This window comes from Mesorhizobium sp. B2-5-4, assembly GCF_006441095.1.
In the GTDB taxonomy this organism is placed as follows: Bacteria; Pseudomonadota; Alphaproteobacteria; order Rhizobiales; family Rhizobiaceae; genus Mesorhizobium; species Mesorhizobium salmacidum.
In genome coordinates this window covers 404,047-419,951 of the sequence record NZ_VFUR01000002.1, presented here as the reverse complement: position 1 = coordinate 419,951, position 15,905 = coordinate 404,047, and the positions used below count along the sequence as shown (strand labels likewise).

Sequence of the window (15,905 nt, the reverse complement as noted above, 5' to 3'; positions counted from 1 at the left end):
TACCAGTGAGATCAATGAGTTCGACTACCTTGAGGGCAGCCTCGACCTCATTCTCCGCATCGCCGGGCGAAGCCGCCAAGCACAGCCGCGTCTCGGCGGCAAAGGCCGAGACCGTCAAGGGCGGACTGGCTGCAAGGCCCTTCTCATAAGCCCGCCGCAGCGCCTTGCCGTCGAGCGAGACCACGCCCTGGCATGCCTGGGCAAAGCCTGCGGCAAACGCGGCGAAGGCGCGCCCGAAGGCCTCAGGATCGAGCAGGCGCAGCAGCCGCGAGAAGGTGTCATGGCTGGGCGCCTCCTCATACGCGATCAACCGCGACAGCGCCTGCTTGCGCTCTTGCGCAAACAACGAAAACTCCGTCGCATTGGTCGCGCCGCACAGGCTTGCCGCAACCATCATCACGATCAAATCGCCAAGCCGGTGCGTGGCGTTGGCCGCGCGCGGGTCAGGGACCGCGCCGAAATAGCTCTCAAGGCAGGACATGGCAGTCACTCCTTCGCTGGACTGCCTTCCCAAAGAATCTCTTCTCAGACCAATTTCAACTCCCAAAACGCCATATGCGATTCCCCTGCCTTGTTGTGGGAGAAGGAAGAACCGCCCTTACTCCGGCACGTGCCTCACGGCCCCCTTGTCGGCACTGGTGGCGAAGGCAGCGTAGGCGCGCAGCGCGGTCGTCACCTTGCGCTTGCGCTTTTCCTGCGGCTTCCAAGCGTCCGCGCCCTTGGCCTCCATGGCCGCGCGGCGCGCATCGAGTTCCGCGTCGTCCACGGCGAGGCGGATGGTGCGGTTCGGGATATCGATCTCGATCGTATCGCCCTCCTGCACCAGCCCGATCAGCCCGCCTTCCGCCGCTTCAGGCGAAGCATGGCCGATGGACAGGCCCGAGGTGCCGCCGGAGAAGCGGCCATCGGTGACCAGCGCGCAGGCCTTGCCCAGGCCCTTCGACTTCAGATAGCTGGTCGGATAGAGCATTTCCTGCATGCCGGGGCCGCCGCGCGGTCCCTCATAGCGGATGACGACGACATCGCCAGCCTTGATCTCATTGGCAAGGATCGCCTTGACCGAAGCGTCTTGGCTCTCGAAGACGCGCGCCGGACCGGTGAATTTCAGGACAGACTCGTCGACGCCGGCCGTCTTCACGATGCAGCCGTCGAGCGCCAGATTGCCTTTCAGCACGGCAAGGCCGCCATCTTTCGAGAAAGGCGTCTTCGCCGAGCGGATGACGCCGGTTTCGCGGTTCGTGTCGAGCTCGTCCCAGCGACGGTCCTGGCTGAAGGCGACCTGTGTCGGCACGCCGCCGGGAGCGGCGAGGAAAAAGTCGCGCACATTCTGGCTCGAGGTGCGCGAAATATCCCAATGGTCGAGCGCTTCGCCGAGGCTGGCGGTATGCACCGTCGGCAGATCGCGATTGATCAGTCCGGCCTCGTCGAGCTGGCCGAGGATGGCCATGATGCCGCCGGCGCGATGGACGTCTTCCATGTGCACGTCGGACTTAGCCGGCGCCACCTTGCAAAGGACAGGCACCCGCCGCGACAGCCGGTCGATGTCCTCCATGGTGAAGTCGACCTCACCCTCATGGGCGGCGGCCAGGATGTGCAGCACCGTGTTGGTCGAGCCTCCCATGGCGATGTCGAGCGTCATGGCGTTCTCGAAGGCGCCCTTCGAGGCGATGCTGCGCGGCAGTGCGCTCTCGTCATCCTGCTCGTAGTAGCGCTGGGCGAGATCGACGACGAGATGACCGGCCTCGACGAACAGACGCTTGCGGTCGGCATGTGTGGCCAGCGTCGAGCCGTTGCCGGGCAACGACAGGCCGAGTGCCTCGGTCAGGCAGTTCATCGAGTTGGCGGTGAACATGCCCGAGCAGGAGCCGCAGGTCGGGCAGGCCGAGCGCTCGATGACCTTGACGTCCTCGTCGGAGATCTTGTCGTCGGCAGCGGCCACCATGGCGTCGACCAGGTCGAGCGCCTGCGTCTTGCCGGCCAGCACGACCTTGCCGGCTTCCATCGGCCCGCCGGAGACGAACACGGTCGGGATGTTGAGGCGCAGCGAGGCCATCAGCATGCCGGGTGTGATCTTGTCGCAGTTGGAGATGCAGACCATGGCGTCGGCGCAATGCGCGTTGACCATGTATTCGACGGAATCGGCGATCAGCTCACGCGACGGCAGCGAATAGAGCATGCCGTCATGGCCCATGGCGATGCCGTCGTCCACCGCGATGGTGTTGAATTCCTTGGCGACACCGCCGGCCTTCTCGATCTCGCGCGCGACCAGCTGGCCGAGGTCCTTCAGATGAACATGGCCGGGCACGAACTGGGTGAAGGAATTGACCACCGCGATGATCGGCTTGCCGAAATCACTATCCTTCATGCCTGTGGCGCGCCACAGGCCGCGGGCGCCGGCCATGTTGCGGCCATGGGTGGTGGTGCGGGAACGGTAGGCGGGCATGTTTTTTCCTTGGTGGCTGGCCGCGCCGGGCGCGGCGGCGCTGAACTTTGATCGCAGGGGTTATAGACGCGCAACTATGGTCTGGCCACAATTTTGCAATGCGCCAGATTCTCCAGGAAAATCCGGTGCCGTTGTCGGATCGGGCGTATCACGACCGTCCTTGGGCAGACGGCAAGAAATGGCGCCATTCCGGGAGCCAGCCGTTTCATTGTGGCAGCAAGAAGCAACCGAGGAGCACGACATGCAAAAGATCACCACCTTCCTGTGGTTCGACGACCAGGCCGAAGAGGCCATGAACCATTACGTATCCATCTTCAAGAATTCGAAGGTGCTGAGCGTCACGCGCTGGCCGCAGGGCCATGCTTCGGAAGGCAAAGTGCTGGTGGCATCGTTCGAGCTCGACGGTGTGCAGTTCCAGGCGCTCAATGGCGGCCCGCAATACAAGTTCACGGAGGCCATGTCGCTCTCGATCGACTGCAAGACGCAGGACGAGGTCGATCATTTCTGGAGCAAACTCACCGAAGGCGGCGGCGAGCCCGGCCGATGCAGCTGGCTGAAGGACAAGTTCGGTGTTTCCTGGCAGGTCGTGCCGGAGCAGTTGCCGCGACTGCTTCAGGACCCTGACAGGGCCAAGGCCGGCCGGGTGATGTCAGCGATGATGCAGATGGGCAAGATCGATATCGCCAAATTGGAGGCGGCGGCGAAAGGGTGAGAAGCGGTCCGCGTAGCGGACGAAAAGCCAATTGCTTGGCTTTTCGAGCTTCGAACGCCCAGAGCTTGCGAAGGCCGGGGGATTGAGTCTAACGATCCTTGAAGTCGGCGCTGCCCCTCATCCGCCCTTCGGGCACCTTCTCCCCGTGAACGGGAGAAGGAAAAAGGGTTCCTATGCCGCTTTGTCGCGGACCTGATAATCCTTGATCGTGGCGAAGCGGATTGCTTTCCAGCGCTCGGCTTCGTAGTTCAGCGAGAAGGCGTGCTGGGCGAGGAAGACCGGGTCGTTGTCGAGGTCGCGGGCGATGTCGCCGCGATGCGCCTCGATGAAGCGAAGCACCTCGGCCTTGTCATCGGCCGAGATCCAGCGGCAGACCGAAAAGCGCGACATCTCGAATTCGACGGGCAGGGTGTATTCGAAGTTCAGCCGCTCTTTCAGCACATCGAGCTGCAGGGCGCCGACGACGCCGACGATAGCCGGTGAGCCGTCCTCGGGCGAAAACAGCTGCACCACGCCTTCCTCGGCCATCTGGTGCAGCGCTTCCTTGAGTTTTTTCGCCTTCATCGCGTCGCCGAGGCGGACACGACGCAGGATTTCCGGGGCAAAATTCGGCACGCCGCGAAACAGGATTTCCTCGCCCTCGGTCAGCGTGTCGCCGATGCGCAGCGTGCCGTGGTTGGGGATGCCGACGACATCTCCGGCGAAGGCTTCGTCGGCGGTGACACGGGTGCGGGCGAAGAAGAATTGCGGGGCCGAGAGGCTCATCGGCTTTCCCGTGCGCACCAGCTTGGCCTTCATGCCGCGCTCGAGCTTGCCCGAGCAGACGCGCACGAAGGCGATGCGGTCGCGGTGGTTGGGATCCATGTTGGCCTGGATCTTGAAGACGAAGGAGGTCATTTTTTCCTCCGTCGCCTCGATGGTGCGGGTGTCGGCCTCCTGCGCGCGCGGTGGCGGACCAAAGGCGCCAAGCGCCTCGATCAGGTCGCGCACGCCATAATTGCGCAGCGCCGAGCCGAAATAGACCGGCGTCAGATGGCCCTCGCGAAAAGCGTCGATATCAAGGGGTCTGCACGCCTCTCGCGCGAGCTCCAGTTCCTCGATGAAAGCCTCGCGCTCGTTTTCCGGCAGCATGCCGGCAACGCGGTTGGAATCGGGACCGTTGACCGGCGTGCGTTCCTTCTCGTCGTCGCCCTTGCGCACGGCGTTCAGCGCCAGGTGATAGGTGCCGGAAAAAGTCTTGCCACGGCCAATCGGCCAGGTGATGGGCGCGGTGTCCAGCGCCAGCTTCTGCTCGATCTCGTCCAAAATCTCGAACGGATCGCGGCTTTCACGGTCCATCTTGTTGACGAAGGTGATGATCGGGATGTCGCGCAGCCGGCAGACCTCGAACAGCTTCAGCGTGCGCGGCTCGATGCCCTTGGCGGCGTCGATGACCATGACGGCCGAGTCGACCGCCGACAGCGTGCGATAGGTGTCGTCGGCGAAATCCTCGTGGCCCGGCGTGTCGAGCAGGTTGAAGACGTTGTCCTCATATTCGAACGTCATCACCGAGGTGACGACCGAAATGCCGCGCTCGCGCTCGATCTTCATCCAGTCGGAACGCGTCTGGATGCGGTCCTTCTTGGCCTTGACCTCGCCGGCAAGCTGGATGGCGCCACCGAACAGCAGCAGCTTTTCGGTCAGCGTCGTCTTGCCGGCGTCGGGGTGGGCGATGATCGCGAAAGTGCGGCGGCGCGCCACTTCCTCTGGAATAATTTCGGGCATTCTCTTGGGATTTCCGTGTGACAGGCCGGGCTTCTAGCAGCGCAGCGCCGGGCTGTCGACCGGTCCGGCGGCGTGAACGCCGCCGGTTGCATGGCTTGCTTCAGGCGGGTTCGTTCATGCGGCCCGCCTGAACGACCCCCGGAAGCCAGCCGGCGATAGCGCTGCCGATCGTGTCGGCATGATCCTCCTGCAGGTAGTGCGCGCCAGGCCCGAGATCGATGAACCGGCAGTTCTTCAAGCTGGCCGCGAATTCGCGTGCGGCCTGCGGTGAGATCAGCGCGCCTGGATCGCCGGCGAACAGCAGTTTCGGATAGGTGGACAGCCGCAGCGCCCGATGGTCGTGTTCGCTGATGGCGGCGACGTCGGCGGGCTGACCCTCGATCGGCAATTCCCGGGGCAAACGCAGCACCGGCCTGCGCGATAGCGGCGTCGGGAACGGCGCCCGGTAGACGGCCATCTCTTCGTCGCTCATTGTGCGCAGCACCGAGGCCGGCAGCAATTTTTCGACGAAGACATTGTCTTCCAGGACCAGCTTCTCGCCGACATCGGGTGTACGCAACGCCTTGAACATTTCGCGAGCTTGCGGACGCTGGTGAAAGTCCTCCCAACGCTCGAAGGGCCGGATGAACTCCATGAAGGCGAGGCCGAGAACGCGGCGCGGCCACCGCGCCGCAAGATGGAAGGCCAGGGCAGTGCCCCAATCCTGGGCGACCAGAACCATGTCCCTGATGTCGAGCGCGTCGAGAAAGGCGTCGAGGTAGCGGACATGGTCGAAGAAGCGATAGTCGATATCGGGCTTGCCGGATTGGCCATAGCCGATCAGGTCGGGCGCGATGCAGCGCCCGAACGGCGCCACGTGCGGGATGATGTTGCGCCAGATATGCGACGAGGTCGGATTGCCATGCAGGAACAGCACGGTCGGGCCGGACGCGCCGGCCTCGACAAAGGACATGGTCGAATCGAGGACGGCGATTTGCGAACGTCTCGGTGCGGCGACGCCCGCCTGAGGCATGTCGGCTTTCGAAGTCATGGGATCGGCTCCTTTCCAAAGACTGTACTGAAGATGATCTTCTTGAATCGCTCGAGCGGCTCGGGGCTACGCTCGACTTTCATACGCAGCATGGCGCCTTGCCAGGACGACAGCAGGAAGTCGGCAAGGTCCTCGGCATCGAAGGCTCTCGTGATGTCGCCGGTCGCCTGGCCTTCGGCGATGCAGGCCGCGAAGGGCCGACGCCAGCGCTCGAAGATAGCGACCAGCCGCAGGCGCAGCGGTTCGCTGTGCACGGCGGTCTCAAGACTGAGATTGCCGATCATGCAGCCGCGCGCCCAATCATGCGCTTCAAGCTTCGAGGTGATGATATCGAGATAACGGCGCAGCCTGCCGACAGGCGGGGTCCCATCCCGGGCCAGCGCTGTTTCGACCAGTCCGCTCACATAGGCGAAATAGCGGTCGACCACTTCGCCAACAAATTGCTCCTTGGAGGCAAAATGGTTCGTGAAGGAGCCCGGCCGGGCGTCAGCCGCGGCGACGATGTCGCGTATGCCGGCGGCGGCATAGCCCGAGTCCCAGATGGTCTGGAAACCGGCACCGAGGAGTTTTTCGCGGAGTGATTGTCTAGCCATGGCCGCTAATACGTACGTACGTATTGATGTCAAGCTGCCTTTTTTACGGCATTCGATGTTGGCAAGCGGCGGACAGGATGGCACTTGGATGACACGTCACCCTTGGATCAGGAGCGAACATGAGCGCCGGCAAACAAGTGATCGTCATCGGCGCCGGCATCATCGGTGCGTCGATTGCCTGGCACCTGACCAAAGCGGGCGCCCAGGTAACGGTCATCGCCGACAGCGAGGCCGGGGGTGTCGCGACGCTCAATTCCTTTGCCTGGATCAATGCCAGCTGGGGCAATCCGGAGCCTTATTTCCGGCTGCGCAGCCGCGCCATGGCCGAATGGTCCCGGCTGGCGAGAGACCTGCCCGGCCTGCCGCTCAACTGGTGCGGCGGCCTGTGCTGGGATCTATCGGCGGCGGATATGGAGACCTATGCCGCGGAGCACTCAGCCTGGGGCTACGGCATCGAGCGCGTCGACCGTGCCGGCGCGGCGCGCATCGAGCCGAATCTCGCCGAACCGCCGGATTTCGCTTTGCATGTCGCCGAGGAAGGTGTTGCCGAGCCGCTCGCAGCCTCCAAGGCCCTGCTGGCCGATGCCGAACAGCGCGGCGCGCGCATCCGTTCCAGTACGGTCACGGCGCTGATCCAGACCAATGGCAGGATAACCGGCGTGGGCACATCGCATGGGCTGATTGCCGCCGACGAGGTGGTGATCGCGGCAGGCGTCGGCTCGCCGGACATTGCCGCGACCGCCGGCATCAACCTGCCGATCGAGACCCCGCCCGGCCTGATCGTCCATTCGCGGCCATACAAGAAGCTGCTCAACGGACTGGTGCTGGCCGAGCGGCTGCACATGCGCCAGACGGCGGAAGGCCGTATCATCGCCGGCTCGGACTTCGGCGGCGCCGATCCGGGGATGGATGCCAAAGCCACCGCCCGCGCGTTGTTCGCGGCCACGAAAGCCATGTTGCGCGACAGCGACGGACTTGAGCTGGATTTCTACACGGTCGGCTACCGGCCGACACCGATCGACGGCTTTCCGATCATCGGCCGCGCCGAGGGCATGGATGGCGTCTACATCGCGGTCATGCATTCCGGCATCACGCTGGCGCCGGCCGTCGGCCTGTTCGCCACGCGCGAAATCCTTGGCGGCGAGCGCGACCCGCTGCTGGCGCCTTACGGACTGTCGCGCTTCGCTCAATAGCCGGGCGGACGACTGAAGCCGCCGGTCAAGGGCGCCATCCCCTTGCCCACGGCGAGCAGCCGCGCCTCCGACCAGCGTCCGCCGACAAGCTGCAGGCCGATCGGCAGGCCGTCGCTGTCCTGCCCGCAAGGTATCGAAAGCGCCGGGTGGCCGCTGTAGTTGAAGACGGCTCCGTAGGCCGGCAACATCCAGTAGCTCTGGTCCTTGCCGTCGACTTTGATCGCAGTGCCCGGCGCACAATGCGGGAATGCTGTGGTCATGGCGACCGGGCAGAGCAGAGCGTCCCAATCCTCGAAAAAACGGTCCCAGGCGAGAATGGATTTGTCGCGGCGGGCCAGTGCCTCAAACCAGCGCGAGACCGATGCCGGCTCCTCCGGCGGTTCCTGCTGCGCCGCCTCCATCATTATGCCGATCAGCGCGCCGCCCTGGGCGAGATCGTCGTGCAGGTCGAGCTTGGGCAGTTTCGCTTCCTCGATGATGGCGCCGGCATCTTGCAGTCGTCTTGCGACATTTTCGACCGCTGCACTGATGCCGCCGGCCACTGGGAACCCGGGAAAGGAGGGCGCGAAAGCGATGCGCAAAGTTTTGGAGGTCGAGCTTCGGCATGGCCTCGACGGGCACCGGCGCAAGGTCGGTGTCGCGGTCGTCCGGGCCGGAGATGATCCGATAGATCAACGCCAAATCGTCGATGCTGCGCGCCAGTGGGCCGAGACAGGACATCAGCCGCACGCTTCGCGCCGCACCGCCTGGATCCGGAAAGGCGCCGGCCAGCGAAACGCGATGTTCCGTCGGCTTCAGGCCGTAGACGCCGCAGAACGCCGCGGGAAGGCGGATCGAGTCCTGCATGTCGGTGCCGATGTCGAACGGTGTCATGCCTGTGCAGACGGCGGCAGCGGCGCCGCCGCTGGATCCGCCCGGGGTGCGCTGGAGATTCCAGGGATTGCTGTTGCGGCCGAACAGCGGATTGTCCGATTGCCAGTCGGACAGCATTGTGGCGACATTGGTCTTGGCCATCAGCACACCGCCGGCTGTCTTCAACCTGTTAACGACGGGGCTGTCCTCTTTCGCCACATAGTCGGCGAAGAGCGGGAAGCCGACCGTGGTTTTCATCCCAGATGTCTCGTGCATGTCCTTCAGCGTGAAGGGGACGCCGTGCAGCGGCCCGAGCGCTTCGCCACGCGACAATGCCGCATCGGCCTCCTCGGCACGCTCGCGAGCCCCGTCCCTGTCGAGCGAGATGACGGCGTTGACGGCAGGATTGTGCCTGTCGATCTGCGCGAGGTGGGCGTCGAGCGCTTCGACGGCGGAGATTTTGCGCGCGGCGATGGCGGCGGCGAGATCGGTGGCTGAGGAAAAGGCGAGATTCATGATCAAGGTTCCGGCTTGCTTGCCGCCGCCTCATCAAATGGCGGATAGCGGCGCGGCTTCAAGCGGAGTTGAGCATTCATTGGAGGTGGGCGCTTGATTGGGATTGCGTGAGGTCGGCACTCTACGGCGCCCCCCTCTGTCCTGCCACATTGCCGATTTGAGACATCGGCGAAGAAGACTTACCCGGCCAGCGCCAGCTTCGCCGCGGAGCGAACGGACGAATGTCGATGCCGTCCCTTGTCATGGTGACGAAGCTCGATGGCGGGATCGCCTGCCAGTCGCCGCCCTCTCGATCGAAGGGTTCGGAAACGATGCAGCGGCCAGCGCCCTTGCGGAAGATGGACGTGTAGAGCGTCGGCGCCTGGACGTCGGTGGCATAGCGCACCGCATGCAGCGCCTGCCCGTCGGAGAAGGCGGCGGTCAATTTCAGCGCCGGCTCGAGACCAGCGCGGCGCGAGGCTTCGAGCACGCGGGAGGTGGCGCGGGAAACGGCACCTTGCGGGTCGGACGAAAGCCCTTCGTCGATCATGAGCAGAAAAAACAGTTCGGAATCGGTGGTGCCTTCGCGCTGCTCGAAGACAGCGTCGGACAACGAGTTCTCCAGCGCGCGGCGGATCTTCTCGAAGCCGCCGATCTGGCCATTGTGCATGAACGACCAGCGGCCGGAGATGAACGGATGGCAATTCATGCGGCTGGTGGCGCCGCCGGTCGAGGCCCGCACATGCGCGAGAAACAGGCCGGATTTGATCTGCCGGCACAGGCTCTTCAGGTTGGGATCGGACCACGCCGGCAGGATGTCGCGGTAGAGACCGGGCTCCGGCCGGTCGCCGTACCAGGCAAGGCCGAAACCATCGCCATTGGTCGGCGACTTCGCTTCCTGGGCGCAGTGGCTCTGGGCGATCAGTGAGTGACAGGGCGCCGTGAGGATGTCTTCGAGAAAGACCGCTTCACCGAGATAGGCCGCCCACCGGCACATTGCTTCCGCCTTCCTTTAGGCGCGATCCGGAAGAGCAGCGGGCTCGTTGATCGCGTGTGTGCCTCTGTTGTGCGTCCGCTCGTAGAGCTCGCGAATGATTCGGCTGGCGGTAGTCTCAAAGAGAAATGGCAAGAAAGCGTGAACAAATGCTGCTGCCGCCGCCATCAGCAGGCGCGACGAAAACCATGTGGCGAAGGCCATATGGCCGAAATAGGTTTCACCGACCTTGGCCGGATGAGAGGTGAAAATCCTTGCGACCGACATGCTGGTTCCCCTTCAGCGTTTGCGTTCCGATATGAGTATCCTGACACGCCTCACCGGTTCATTGGTCCCAAAATATCCTTGTATTTTGCGATTTCATGGGACAAGTATCCCACATGACACTGGCAATCGACGAACTTGATCGGAAATTGCTCGCCGAATTGCAACGCGACGGCACCTTGTCGGTCGACCAGTTGTCGGAGCGGGTGGCCTTGTCGCGCAATGCCTGCTGGCGGCGCGTCAAGCGGCTGGAGGAAGCTGGCGTCATCACCGGCCGCGTGGCGCTGGTCGATGCCGAGAAGCTCGGGCTTGGCCTTTCGGTGTTCATCCTGATCCGCACATCCAACCACGACCCGGACTGGCTGCAGAAATTCCGCGCTGCGGTGGCGGGCTTGCCCGAGATCATCGGCGTCTACCGCATGTCCGGCGATCTCGACTATGTGCTGCGCGCCCGCGTCGCCGACGTGAAGGCCTATGACCGGCTCTACCAGCGGCTGATCGCCAAGGTGGCTTTGTCGGATGTTTCCGCCTCCTTCGTCATGGAGGAGATCAAGGAGACGACCGTGGTTCCGATGGAAGTGCGTTGAGCCGTCCTCAGGCCACAGTGATGCCCGAAAGAAAGCCGTTGATAGCCCTGCGGTCGAGTTGACCGAATCGGCAATCGCGCCGATAGGATCCATTTTATGCGCGCAGCCCTTCAAACACCTTCCGTCATCGGTCCGACCGTCGGCTTCGTCAGGTTGCCGCATGGTGAGGGTCTTCCGCTTCCCGCTTATGAAAGCGCCGGCGCCGCCGGCATGGATTTGCGCGCGGCGGTGCCCGAAGACCGGCCGCTTCTGATCCTGCCGGGCAAGCGCGCCTTGGTGCCGACCGGGTTGATCCTGGAAATTCCCGAGGGCATGGAGGGCCAGGTGCGGCCACGCTCGGGCCTTGCCTTCAAACATGGCCTCACCGTCCTCAATTCACCCGGCACGGTCGACAGCGACTATCGCGGCGAGGTGAAGGTGCTGCTGGTCAATCTCGGCGACGAGGACTTCGCCGTGACGCGCGGCATGCGGATCGCCCAAATCGTTTTCGCCGCCGTGACGCAGGTGGCGGTGGAAGAGCGTTCGCTGGCCGGCGGCACGACGCGCGGCTCGGGCGGATTCGGATCGACCGGCACTGCCTGATGCATGGCTGTATTTCGGCATATCGAACCGATTTGTCGCGTAGACTGATCCAATATGACTGAAACAGGGCCGCTGCCAAAGCTCGTCATCTTCGACTGCGATGGGATCCTGGTCGATACCGAGAACCTCGCCAACCGGCGCCTTGCCGAATGGCTAAGCGCGACCGGCTATCCCGCGACCTTCGAATATTGCCGCAAGAACTTCTCCGGCCGCAGCATGGTGTCAGTGCAGAAAGAGATCGAAGAGACGACCAACGTCAGGCTCGGCGCCGATTTCGTCGAGCGCTGGAATGCCGGCCTGCCGGATCTGTTCGCCCATGGCGTCGAGGCGATCCCTTATGTCCGGGAGTTCATCGAGGCGGTCCGCGCGGCCGGCATCGCCTATTGCGTCGCCACCTCGGCAAGGATCTCCAAGATGCACATAACCCTTGGCCAGACCGGGCTGTTGCCGCTGTTCGAACATGCCATGTTCAGTGCCACCATGGTATCGCGCGGCAAGCCGTTCCCCGACCTGTTCCTGCACGCCGCCAGAACCATGGGCTTCGCGCCCGCCGACTGCATCGTCGTCGAGGACAGCGTCGCCGGCACGCAGGCCGGGATCGCCGCCGGCATGCGGGTGTTTTCCTATCATGGCGACCCCTATTCCGACCGCGACGGCCTGATCCAGGCCGGCGGCATCCTGTTCGATGATATGCGCGAACTCGCCGGGCTGGTGCCGATCCACTGATTCGCCGGCCGTGTAGGCCGGGATAACGACATGCATAAAATCAGAAGCTTACAGCAGGTCGGGCGAATCCTATTCGCCGCGATATGCTGTAGCTGCGCGGCCCGGCAAGTCATGTTAGCTTGGCGGCGCTGGGGTGAGGGGACGATATCAAGCATGTCAGGATTTTTGCATCGGCTCGTCCTTGCCTGCCTGTTGCTGCCATTGCTGTGCGGCGCGGCCGGAGCCCAGGATGCCGCCAGCCCGGACCTCGGCAAACCCATCGTCGGCCACGCCGATACGACCTATGCCGATCTCATCAGGATGGTCGTTCCGGATCTGACGGCGAAGGGCGATTATTATGTCGGCTCCTCGCCGATCGAGATGCGGCACATTGCCGGTCCCGACAATGACAGCTCGCCACCAGAGGCACCGAGCGTTTTCAGCGCCGGCGTGCTTGGCATCAAAGCCGGCGGCAAGGATCGGCTGGCCATGCTGTTCGACCTCGGCCAGTCGCCCGACAGCGCGGAGGGCTATGCGGTGCTGGCGCTTTACGACCTCACCGGCAAACCGAAGCTGCTCGATGCCGTCAATGTGGCGACCGACCGTTTCACCTTCTTTCGCCACCCCGGTAAACTTTCGCTCGGCGCCAGTGACGATGCGCTGATGATCTCCAGCACGCATTTCAATTCGAACCAGGGCTACATGTCGACGCCGCTTATCCTGGTGCGAGACGGCCGTTTTGAGCTGATCGACCTCATCAACACGTTCGACGAAAATGTCTGTTCCTACCGGCGCTCCCAGGACCTGACCTTCCAGGCTTTGAGCGATGGCTCGCCCTACGCAGCGATCAAGGCGACGATAACCGACAAGACAGTGCCTGGCGAAGAGACTTGCGACGAACCGGCCCCGAAGGCCGTCTCGAACGACAATTCCGTAACCTACCGCTGGGACAAGAAAACAGCGCGCTATGTCGCCGATTCCGACGCTTTCGAGAAATTGGCAGCAGACAACGAGAAACGCTTCTGAACCAACCGCATTCGTTTGCCCGGCCACGAACAGCGCGGTAGCATCCGCCCCGACACTCGTCATGGGGGAGCATTCATGGACAACGGCAAGATTTTTCGCGACCTGCATGCCTCGACCTTCGTCATGCCCAATCCCTGGGATCCGGGCACGACGAAGCTGCTTGGCTCCTTCGGCTTCAAGGCGCTGGCCACGACCAGCGCCGGCTTTGCCTTTTCGCGCGGCCTGCCGGACGGAGCCGTGAGCTTCGACCAGATGATCCATCATTGCCGCGAGGTGACGGCGGCGACCGAACTGCCGGTTTCGGCCGATCTGGAGAAGGGCAAGGGCGACAGCGCCGAGCAGGCCGCCGAGACCATTTTCGCGGCGGAAGCCGCCGGGCTTGCCGGCTGCTCGATCGAGGACCACACCGGCGATCCGGACAAGCCCATCTATGAATTTTCGCACGCGGTCGAGCGTGTCGCCGCCGCGGTGGAGGCGGCGCGGGCGCTGAAGCGCGACTTTGTCTTCACGGCGCGGGCCGAGAATTTCCTCTGGGGCAAGTCCGACCTCGACGACACGATCAGGCGGCTGCAGGCCTTCGAAAAGGCCGGCGCCGACGTGCTCTATGCGCCGGGCATCGGCGACGTCGAGATGGTACAGACCTTGTGCTCGGCGGTCGGCAAGCCGGTCAATGTCATGGCGAAGCCCGGCTTCACCATCGCCGACCTTGCCGTGGCCGGCGTCAAACGGATTTCGCTAGGGCCGTGGCTGACCAATTTCGCCTACGGCATGCTGGAGACGGCGGCGCGCGAAATCCAGCAGGACGGCACGTTCGGCTTCACCCGCGCCGCCATGCCGTTCGGCAAGTTGCAGGCGCTGTACGGCAAATCCCAGGGCTAGGACGGGCCCGAATGAACCTTGCTGTCGTCGACATGCATACGGGCGGCGAGCCTCTCCGGATCGTCACGGGCGGTTATCCCAGTATTCCCAAGGGCACCATCCTGGAGAAGCGCGCCTATGTGCGCGACCATCTCGATCATTTGCGCAAACTGCTGATCTTCGAACCGCGCGGCCATTACGACATGTATGGCGCCCTGCTGGTCGAGCCCGATTTGCCCGGCGCGGACCTCGCCGTGCTGTTCATGCACAATGAGGGTTATTCGACCATGTGCGGCCACGCCATCGTCGCGCTCGGCCGTTACGCGATCGATCAAGGGCTGGTGGCCAAGCAGGAGCCGTTCACCACCGTGAACATCGAGGCGCCGTGCGGCCTGGTCGTCGCCTCGGTCGCGGTCAGCGACGGCAAGGCCGGTTCGGTGTCGTTCGAGAGCGTGCCGGCCTTCCTGTTTGCCCGCGACCAACAGATCGAGCTGACGGAATATGGCAAGATCGGTTTCGATGTCGCCTATGGCGGCGCCTTTTACGCGCTGGCCGACTGTCATCAATTCGGCTTGGAGTTCGGCCGCGACCGTGTGCGCGATTTCGTCGACGCGGCAACCGCGCTGACGAACCGGCTCAAGGCCGAGTTTCCGCTATCGCATCCCGATCATGATGACCTCGCCTTCCTCTACGGCACCATCCTGACCGATGGAAAGGACGCCTTTTCCGGGGAAGTCACCAGGAATGTCTGCGTCTTCGCCGAGGCGGAGGTCGACCGCTCGCCGACCGGTTCCGGCGTCACCGCCCGGCTGGCGGCCATGCATGCCAAGGGCGAGATCGCCATCGGGCAGAAGCGCATTTTCGAGAGCATCGCCGGCTCGCGCTTTTCCGGGGTGGTGGCGCGAACGGCGAAGGCCGGTCCGCACGAAGCGATTGTCGCCCGCGTCGGCGGCCGTGCCTATTATTCCGGACGAGCCGAATTCATTGTCGAACCGGACGACGAGCTGGGGCGCGGCTTTCTCTTGCGCTGAAGGCTCAACCGCGTGCGGGACGGGCCGCTTCCCGTGCCAAGACCGCCTTGTGCAGATGCACCATCATGGCGGCGGCGAAGAGCGGCGTCAGCAGGTTGAGCAGCGGCACGGCGAGGAAAGCCGCGATAACCAGCCCGGAGAGAAACACCGTGCCGGCATACCGCCTGCGCAGGGCCCTCGCATCTTCCTCCGGGCGAAAGCGCATGGCGGCGAATTCGAAGAATTCGCGTCCGAGCAGGTAGCCGTTGACGATGAAGAAGGCGGCGATGTTGATGCCCGGCACCAGCAGAAGCAGCAAGGCGACGATGTTGCCCAGGACGACGACGCCAAAGAATCTTATCGCCAGCACCAGCGATCGCAATGCCGGCATGGCGCGTCCGGCCGGGTCGCCGGGGTAGTCGGTGCGCTCGACCACTTCGGCGACATCGTCGAGGAACAGGCCGGCGATGACGGCCGTGACCGGCGCGACCAGCAGCGCCATGCCGAAGGCCAGCGCGATGGCGGCGATTAGTCCGCCCAGCCACCCGGCCCAGGACGGTATGTCGGGCAACGATGTCTGGAGCCACGGCAGGGCCAGCCATTCGACAAGGCTGGTCAGGCCGAACCACAGGGCGACCAGCGCCAGCAGGGTCAGGCCAAGCGTCTTGACGAACACGGAGCGAAATGGAGGCGAGAGCAACTCCAGGGCCGCGGTGCGGGCAGCGTCGAAAATCACCGTGCTTCACCCCAAGGTCAGCGGACACAGCCACAAGGCAGGACGTTCCCGAGATAGGCAG

Annotated in this window: 18 protein-coding genes; 8 read left to right on the top strand and 10 right to left on the bottom strand. The window is 63.8% G+C overall.

Annotated elements, in window-relative coordinates; all coding sequences use genetic code 11:
• On the bottom strand, positions 1-481 hold a 481-nt coding region (locus FJ492_RS04560), incomplete at its 3' end, for an ISAs1 family transposase (RefSeq protein WP_140768691.1).
• A 117-nt stretch (positions 482-598) separates the two neighbouring features.
• Positions 599-2,443: a dihydroxy-acid dehydratase gene (ilvD, locus tag FJ492_RS04555; RefSeq protein ID WP_140768689.1), complete on the bottom strand. Its 1,845-nt coding sequence runs from the start codon at positions 2,441-2,443 to the stop codon at positions 599-601.
• A gap of 241 nt (positions 2,444-2,684) precedes the next feature.
• On the opposite strand from ilvD, the gene FJ492_RS04550 reads away from it, so the two are divergent.
• A complete protein-coding gene (locus FJ492_RS04550) occupies positions 2,685-3,155 on the top strand; it encodes a VOC family protein (RefSeq protein WP_027142181.1) in 471 nt (156 codons plus the stop codon).
• Positions 3,156-3,326: 171 nt separating this feature from the next.
• Here the strand turns inward: FJ492_RS04550 and FJ492_RS04545 are convergent, their stop codons facing one another.
• The 3 genes from FJ492_RS04545 to FJ492_RS04535 form a co-directional block, all read right to left on the bottom strand.
• On the bottom strand, positions 3,327-4,919 hold the full coding sequence (locus FJ492_RS04545; RefSeq protein WP_140768687.1) for a peptide chain release factor 3: 1,593 nt from the start codon (positions 4,917-4,919) through the stop codon (positions 3,327-3,329).
• Between the two features lie 100 nt (positions 4,920-5,019).
• Positions 5,020-5,949, bottom strand: a complete 930-nt coding sequence (locus tag FJ492_RS04540; RefSeq protein ID WP_140768685.1) for a haloalkane dehalogenase — start codon at positions 5,947-5,949, stop codon at positions 5,020-5,022.
• Positions 5,946-6,542, bottom strand: a complete 597-nt coding sequence (locus FJ492_RS04535) for a TetR/AcrR family transcriptional regulator (protein WP_140768683.1) — start codon at positions 6,540-6,542, stop codon at positions 5,946-5,948. The genes FJ492_RS04540 and FJ492_RS04535 overlap by 4 nt, the downstream gene beginning before the upstream one ends.
• 119 nt (positions 6,543-6,661) lie before the next feature.
• Here FJ492_RS04535 and FJ492_RS04530 point away from each other — a divergent pair, with 119 nt between their 5' ends.
• Positions 6,662-7,735, top strand: coding sequence for an FAD-binding oxidoreductase (locus FJ492_RS04530; protein WP_140768681.1), 1,074 nt, complete (start codon positions 6,662-6,664; stop codon positions 7,733-7,735).
• Here FJ492_RS04530 and FJ492_RS29075 read toward each other — a convergent pair.
• The 4 genes from FJ492_RS29075 to FJ492_RS04515 form a co-directional block, all read right to left on the bottom strand.
• Entirely contained in the window at positions 7,729-8,139 is a 411-nt protein-coding gene (locus tag FJ492_RS29075; RefSeq protein WP_246675890.1) for an amidase family protein, read from the bottom strand. The genes FJ492_RS04530 and FJ492_RS29075 overlap by 7 nt on opposite strands.
• Positions 8,078-9,103: an amidase gene (locus FJ492_RS04525; RefSeq protein WP_246675888.1), complete on the bottom strand. Its 1,026-nt coding sequence runs from the start codon at positions 9,101-9,103 to the stop codon at positions 8,078-8,080. Before FJ492_RS04525 ends, FJ492_RS29075 begins: the two co-directional genes overlap by 62 nt.
• Positions 9,104-9,224: 121 nt before the next feature.
• Positions 9,225-10,079 (bottom strand): class II glutamine amidotransferase, encoded by an 855-nt coding sequence (locus FJ492_RS04520; RefSeq protein ID WP_246675887.1) that lies wholly within the window; start codon positions 10,077-10,079, stop codon positions 9,225-9,227.
• A gap of 15 nt (positions 10,080-10,094) precedes the next feature.
• On the bottom strand, positions 10,095-10,343 hold the full coding sequence (locus tag FJ492_RS04515; protein ID WP_140509146.1) for a DUF6356 family protein: 249 nt from the start codon (positions 10,341-10,343) through the stop codon (positions 10,095-10,097).
• A 113-nt stretch (positions 10,344-10,456) separates the two neighbouring features.
• On the opposite strand from FJ492_RS04515, the gene FJ492_RS04510 reads away from it, so the two are divergent.
• The 6 genes from FJ492_RS04510 (at position 10,457) to FJ492_RS04485 (ending at position 15,129) form a co-directional block, all read left to right on the top strand.
• Complete coding sequence (locus FJ492_RS04510) at positions 10,457-10,927, top strand: Lrp/AsnC family transcriptional regulator (protein WP_140509144.1); 471 nt, start codon at positions 10,457-10,459, stop codon at positions 10,925-10,927.
• 96 nt (positions 10,928-11,023) lie between these two features.
• Positions 11,024-11,509, top strand: a complete 486-nt coding sequence (dut, locus tag FJ492_RS04505) for a dUTP diphosphatase (protein WP_140768679.1) — start codon at positions 11,024-11,026, stop codon at positions 11,507-11,509.
• 54 nt (positions 11,510-11,563) lie between these two features.
• Positions 11,564-12,235, top strand: a complete 672-nt coding sequence (locus FJ492_RS04500; RefSeq protein ID WP_140768677.1) for an HAD family phosphatase — start codon at positions 11,564-11,566, stop codon at positions 12,233-12,235.
• A gap of 153 nt (positions 12,236-12,388) precedes the next feature.
• Positions 12,389-13,240 (top strand): hypothetical protein, encoded by an 852-nt coding sequence (locus tag FJ492_RS04495; protein ID WP_140509140.1) that lies wholly within the window; start codon positions 12,389-12,391, stop codon positions 13,238-13,240.
• A 75-nt stretch (positions 13,241-13,315) separates the two neighbouring features.
• Positions 13,316-14,119, top strand: a complete 804-nt coding sequence (locus FJ492_RS04490) for an oxaloacetate decarboxylase (RefSeq protein WP_140716514.1) — start codon at positions 13,316-13,318, stop codon at positions 14,117-14,119.
• Positions 14,120-14,130: 11 nt separating this feature from the next.
• Complete coding sequence (locus tag FJ492_RS04485) at positions 14,131-15,129, top strand: proline racemase family protein (protein WP_140768675.1); 999 nt, start codon at positions 14,131-14,133, stop codon at positions 15,127-15,129.
• A gap of 4 nt (positions 15,130-15,133) precedes the next feature.
• On the opposite strand, the gene FJ492_RS04480 is transcribed toward FJ492_RS04485, so the two are convergent.
• Complete coding sequence (locus tag FJ492_RS04480) at positions 15,134-15,844, bottom strand: sulfate transporter family protein (protein ID WP_140768673.1); 711 nt, start codon at positions 15,842-15,844, stop codon at positions 15,134-15,136.
• Positions 15,845-15,905: the final 61 nt, after the last annotated feature.

What these genes read in the sequence shown, in the direction of transcription:
- FJ492_RS04535 (WP_140768683.1), bottom strand. Translation starts at nt 6,542, where the DNA reads ATGGCTAGACAATCACTCCGCGAAAAACTCCTCGGTGCCGGTTTCCAG.
- FJ492_RS04495 (WP_140509140.1), top strand. Translation starts at nt 12,389, where the DNA reads ATGTCAGGATTTTTGCATCGGCTCGTCCTTGCCTGCCTGTTGCTGCCA.
- FJ492_RS04550 (WP_027142181.1), top strand. Translation starts at nt 2,685, where the DNA reads ATGCAAAAGATCACCACCTTCCTGTGGTTCGACGACCAGGCCGAAGAG.
- dut (WP_140768679.1), top strand. Translation starts at nt 11,024, where the DNA reads ATGCGCGCAGCCCTTCAAACACCTTCCGTCATCGGTCCGACCGTCGGC.
- FJ492_RS04510 (WP_140509144.1), top strand. Translation starts at nt 10,457, where the DNA reads ATGACACTGGCAATCGACGAACTTGATCGGAAATTGCTCGCCGAATTG.
- FJ492_RS29075 (WP_246675890.1), bottom strand. Translation starts at nt 8,139, where the DNA reads ATGATGGAGGCGGCGCAGCAGGAACCGCCGGAGGAGCCGGCATCGGTC.
- FJ492_RS04540 (WP_140768685.1), bottom strand. Translation starts at nt 5,949, where the DNA reads ATGACTTCGAAAGCCGACATGCCTCAGGCGGGCGTCGCCGCACCGAGA.
- FJ492_RS04545 (WP_140768687.1), bottom strand. Translation starts at nt 4,919, where the DNA reads ATGCCCGAAATTATTCCAGAGGAAGTGGCGCGCCGCCGCACTTTCGCG.
- ilvD (WP_140768689.1), bottom strand. Translation starts at nt 2,443, where the DNA reads ATGCCCGCCTACCGTTCCCGCACCACCACCCATGGCCGCAACATGGCC.
- FJ492_RS04525 (WP_246675888.1), bottom strand. Translation starts at nt 9,103, where the DNA reads ATGAATCTCGCCTTTTCCTCAGCCACCGATCTCGCCGCCGCCATCGCC.
- FJ492_RS04500 (WP_140768677.1), top strand. Translation starts at nt 11,564, where the DNA reads ATGACTGAAACAGGGCCGCTGCCAAAGCTCGTCATCTTCGACTGCGAT.
- FJ492_RS04485 (WP_140768675.1), top strand. Translation starts at nt 14,131, where the DNA reads ATGAACCTTGCTGTCGTCGACATGCATACGGGCGGCGAGCCTCTCCGG.
- FJ492_RS04530 (WP_140768681.1), top strand. Translation starts at nt 6,662, where the DNA reads ATGAGCGCCGGCAAACAAGTGATCGTCATCGGCGCCGGCATCATCGGT.
- FJ492_RS04520 (WP_246675887.1), bottom strand. Translation starts at nt 10,079, where the DNA reads ATGTGCCGGTGGGCGGCCTATCTCGGTGAAGCGGTCTTTCTCGAAGAC.
- FJ492_RS04490 (WP_140716514.1), top strand. Translation starts at nt 13,316, where the DNA reads ATGGACAACGGCAAGATTTTTCGCGACCTGCATGCCTCGACCTTCGTC.
- FJ492_RS04515 (WP_140509146.1), bottom strand. Translation starts at nt 10,343, where the DNA reads ATGTCGGTCGCAAGGATTTTCACCTCTCATCCGGCCAAGGTCGGTGAA.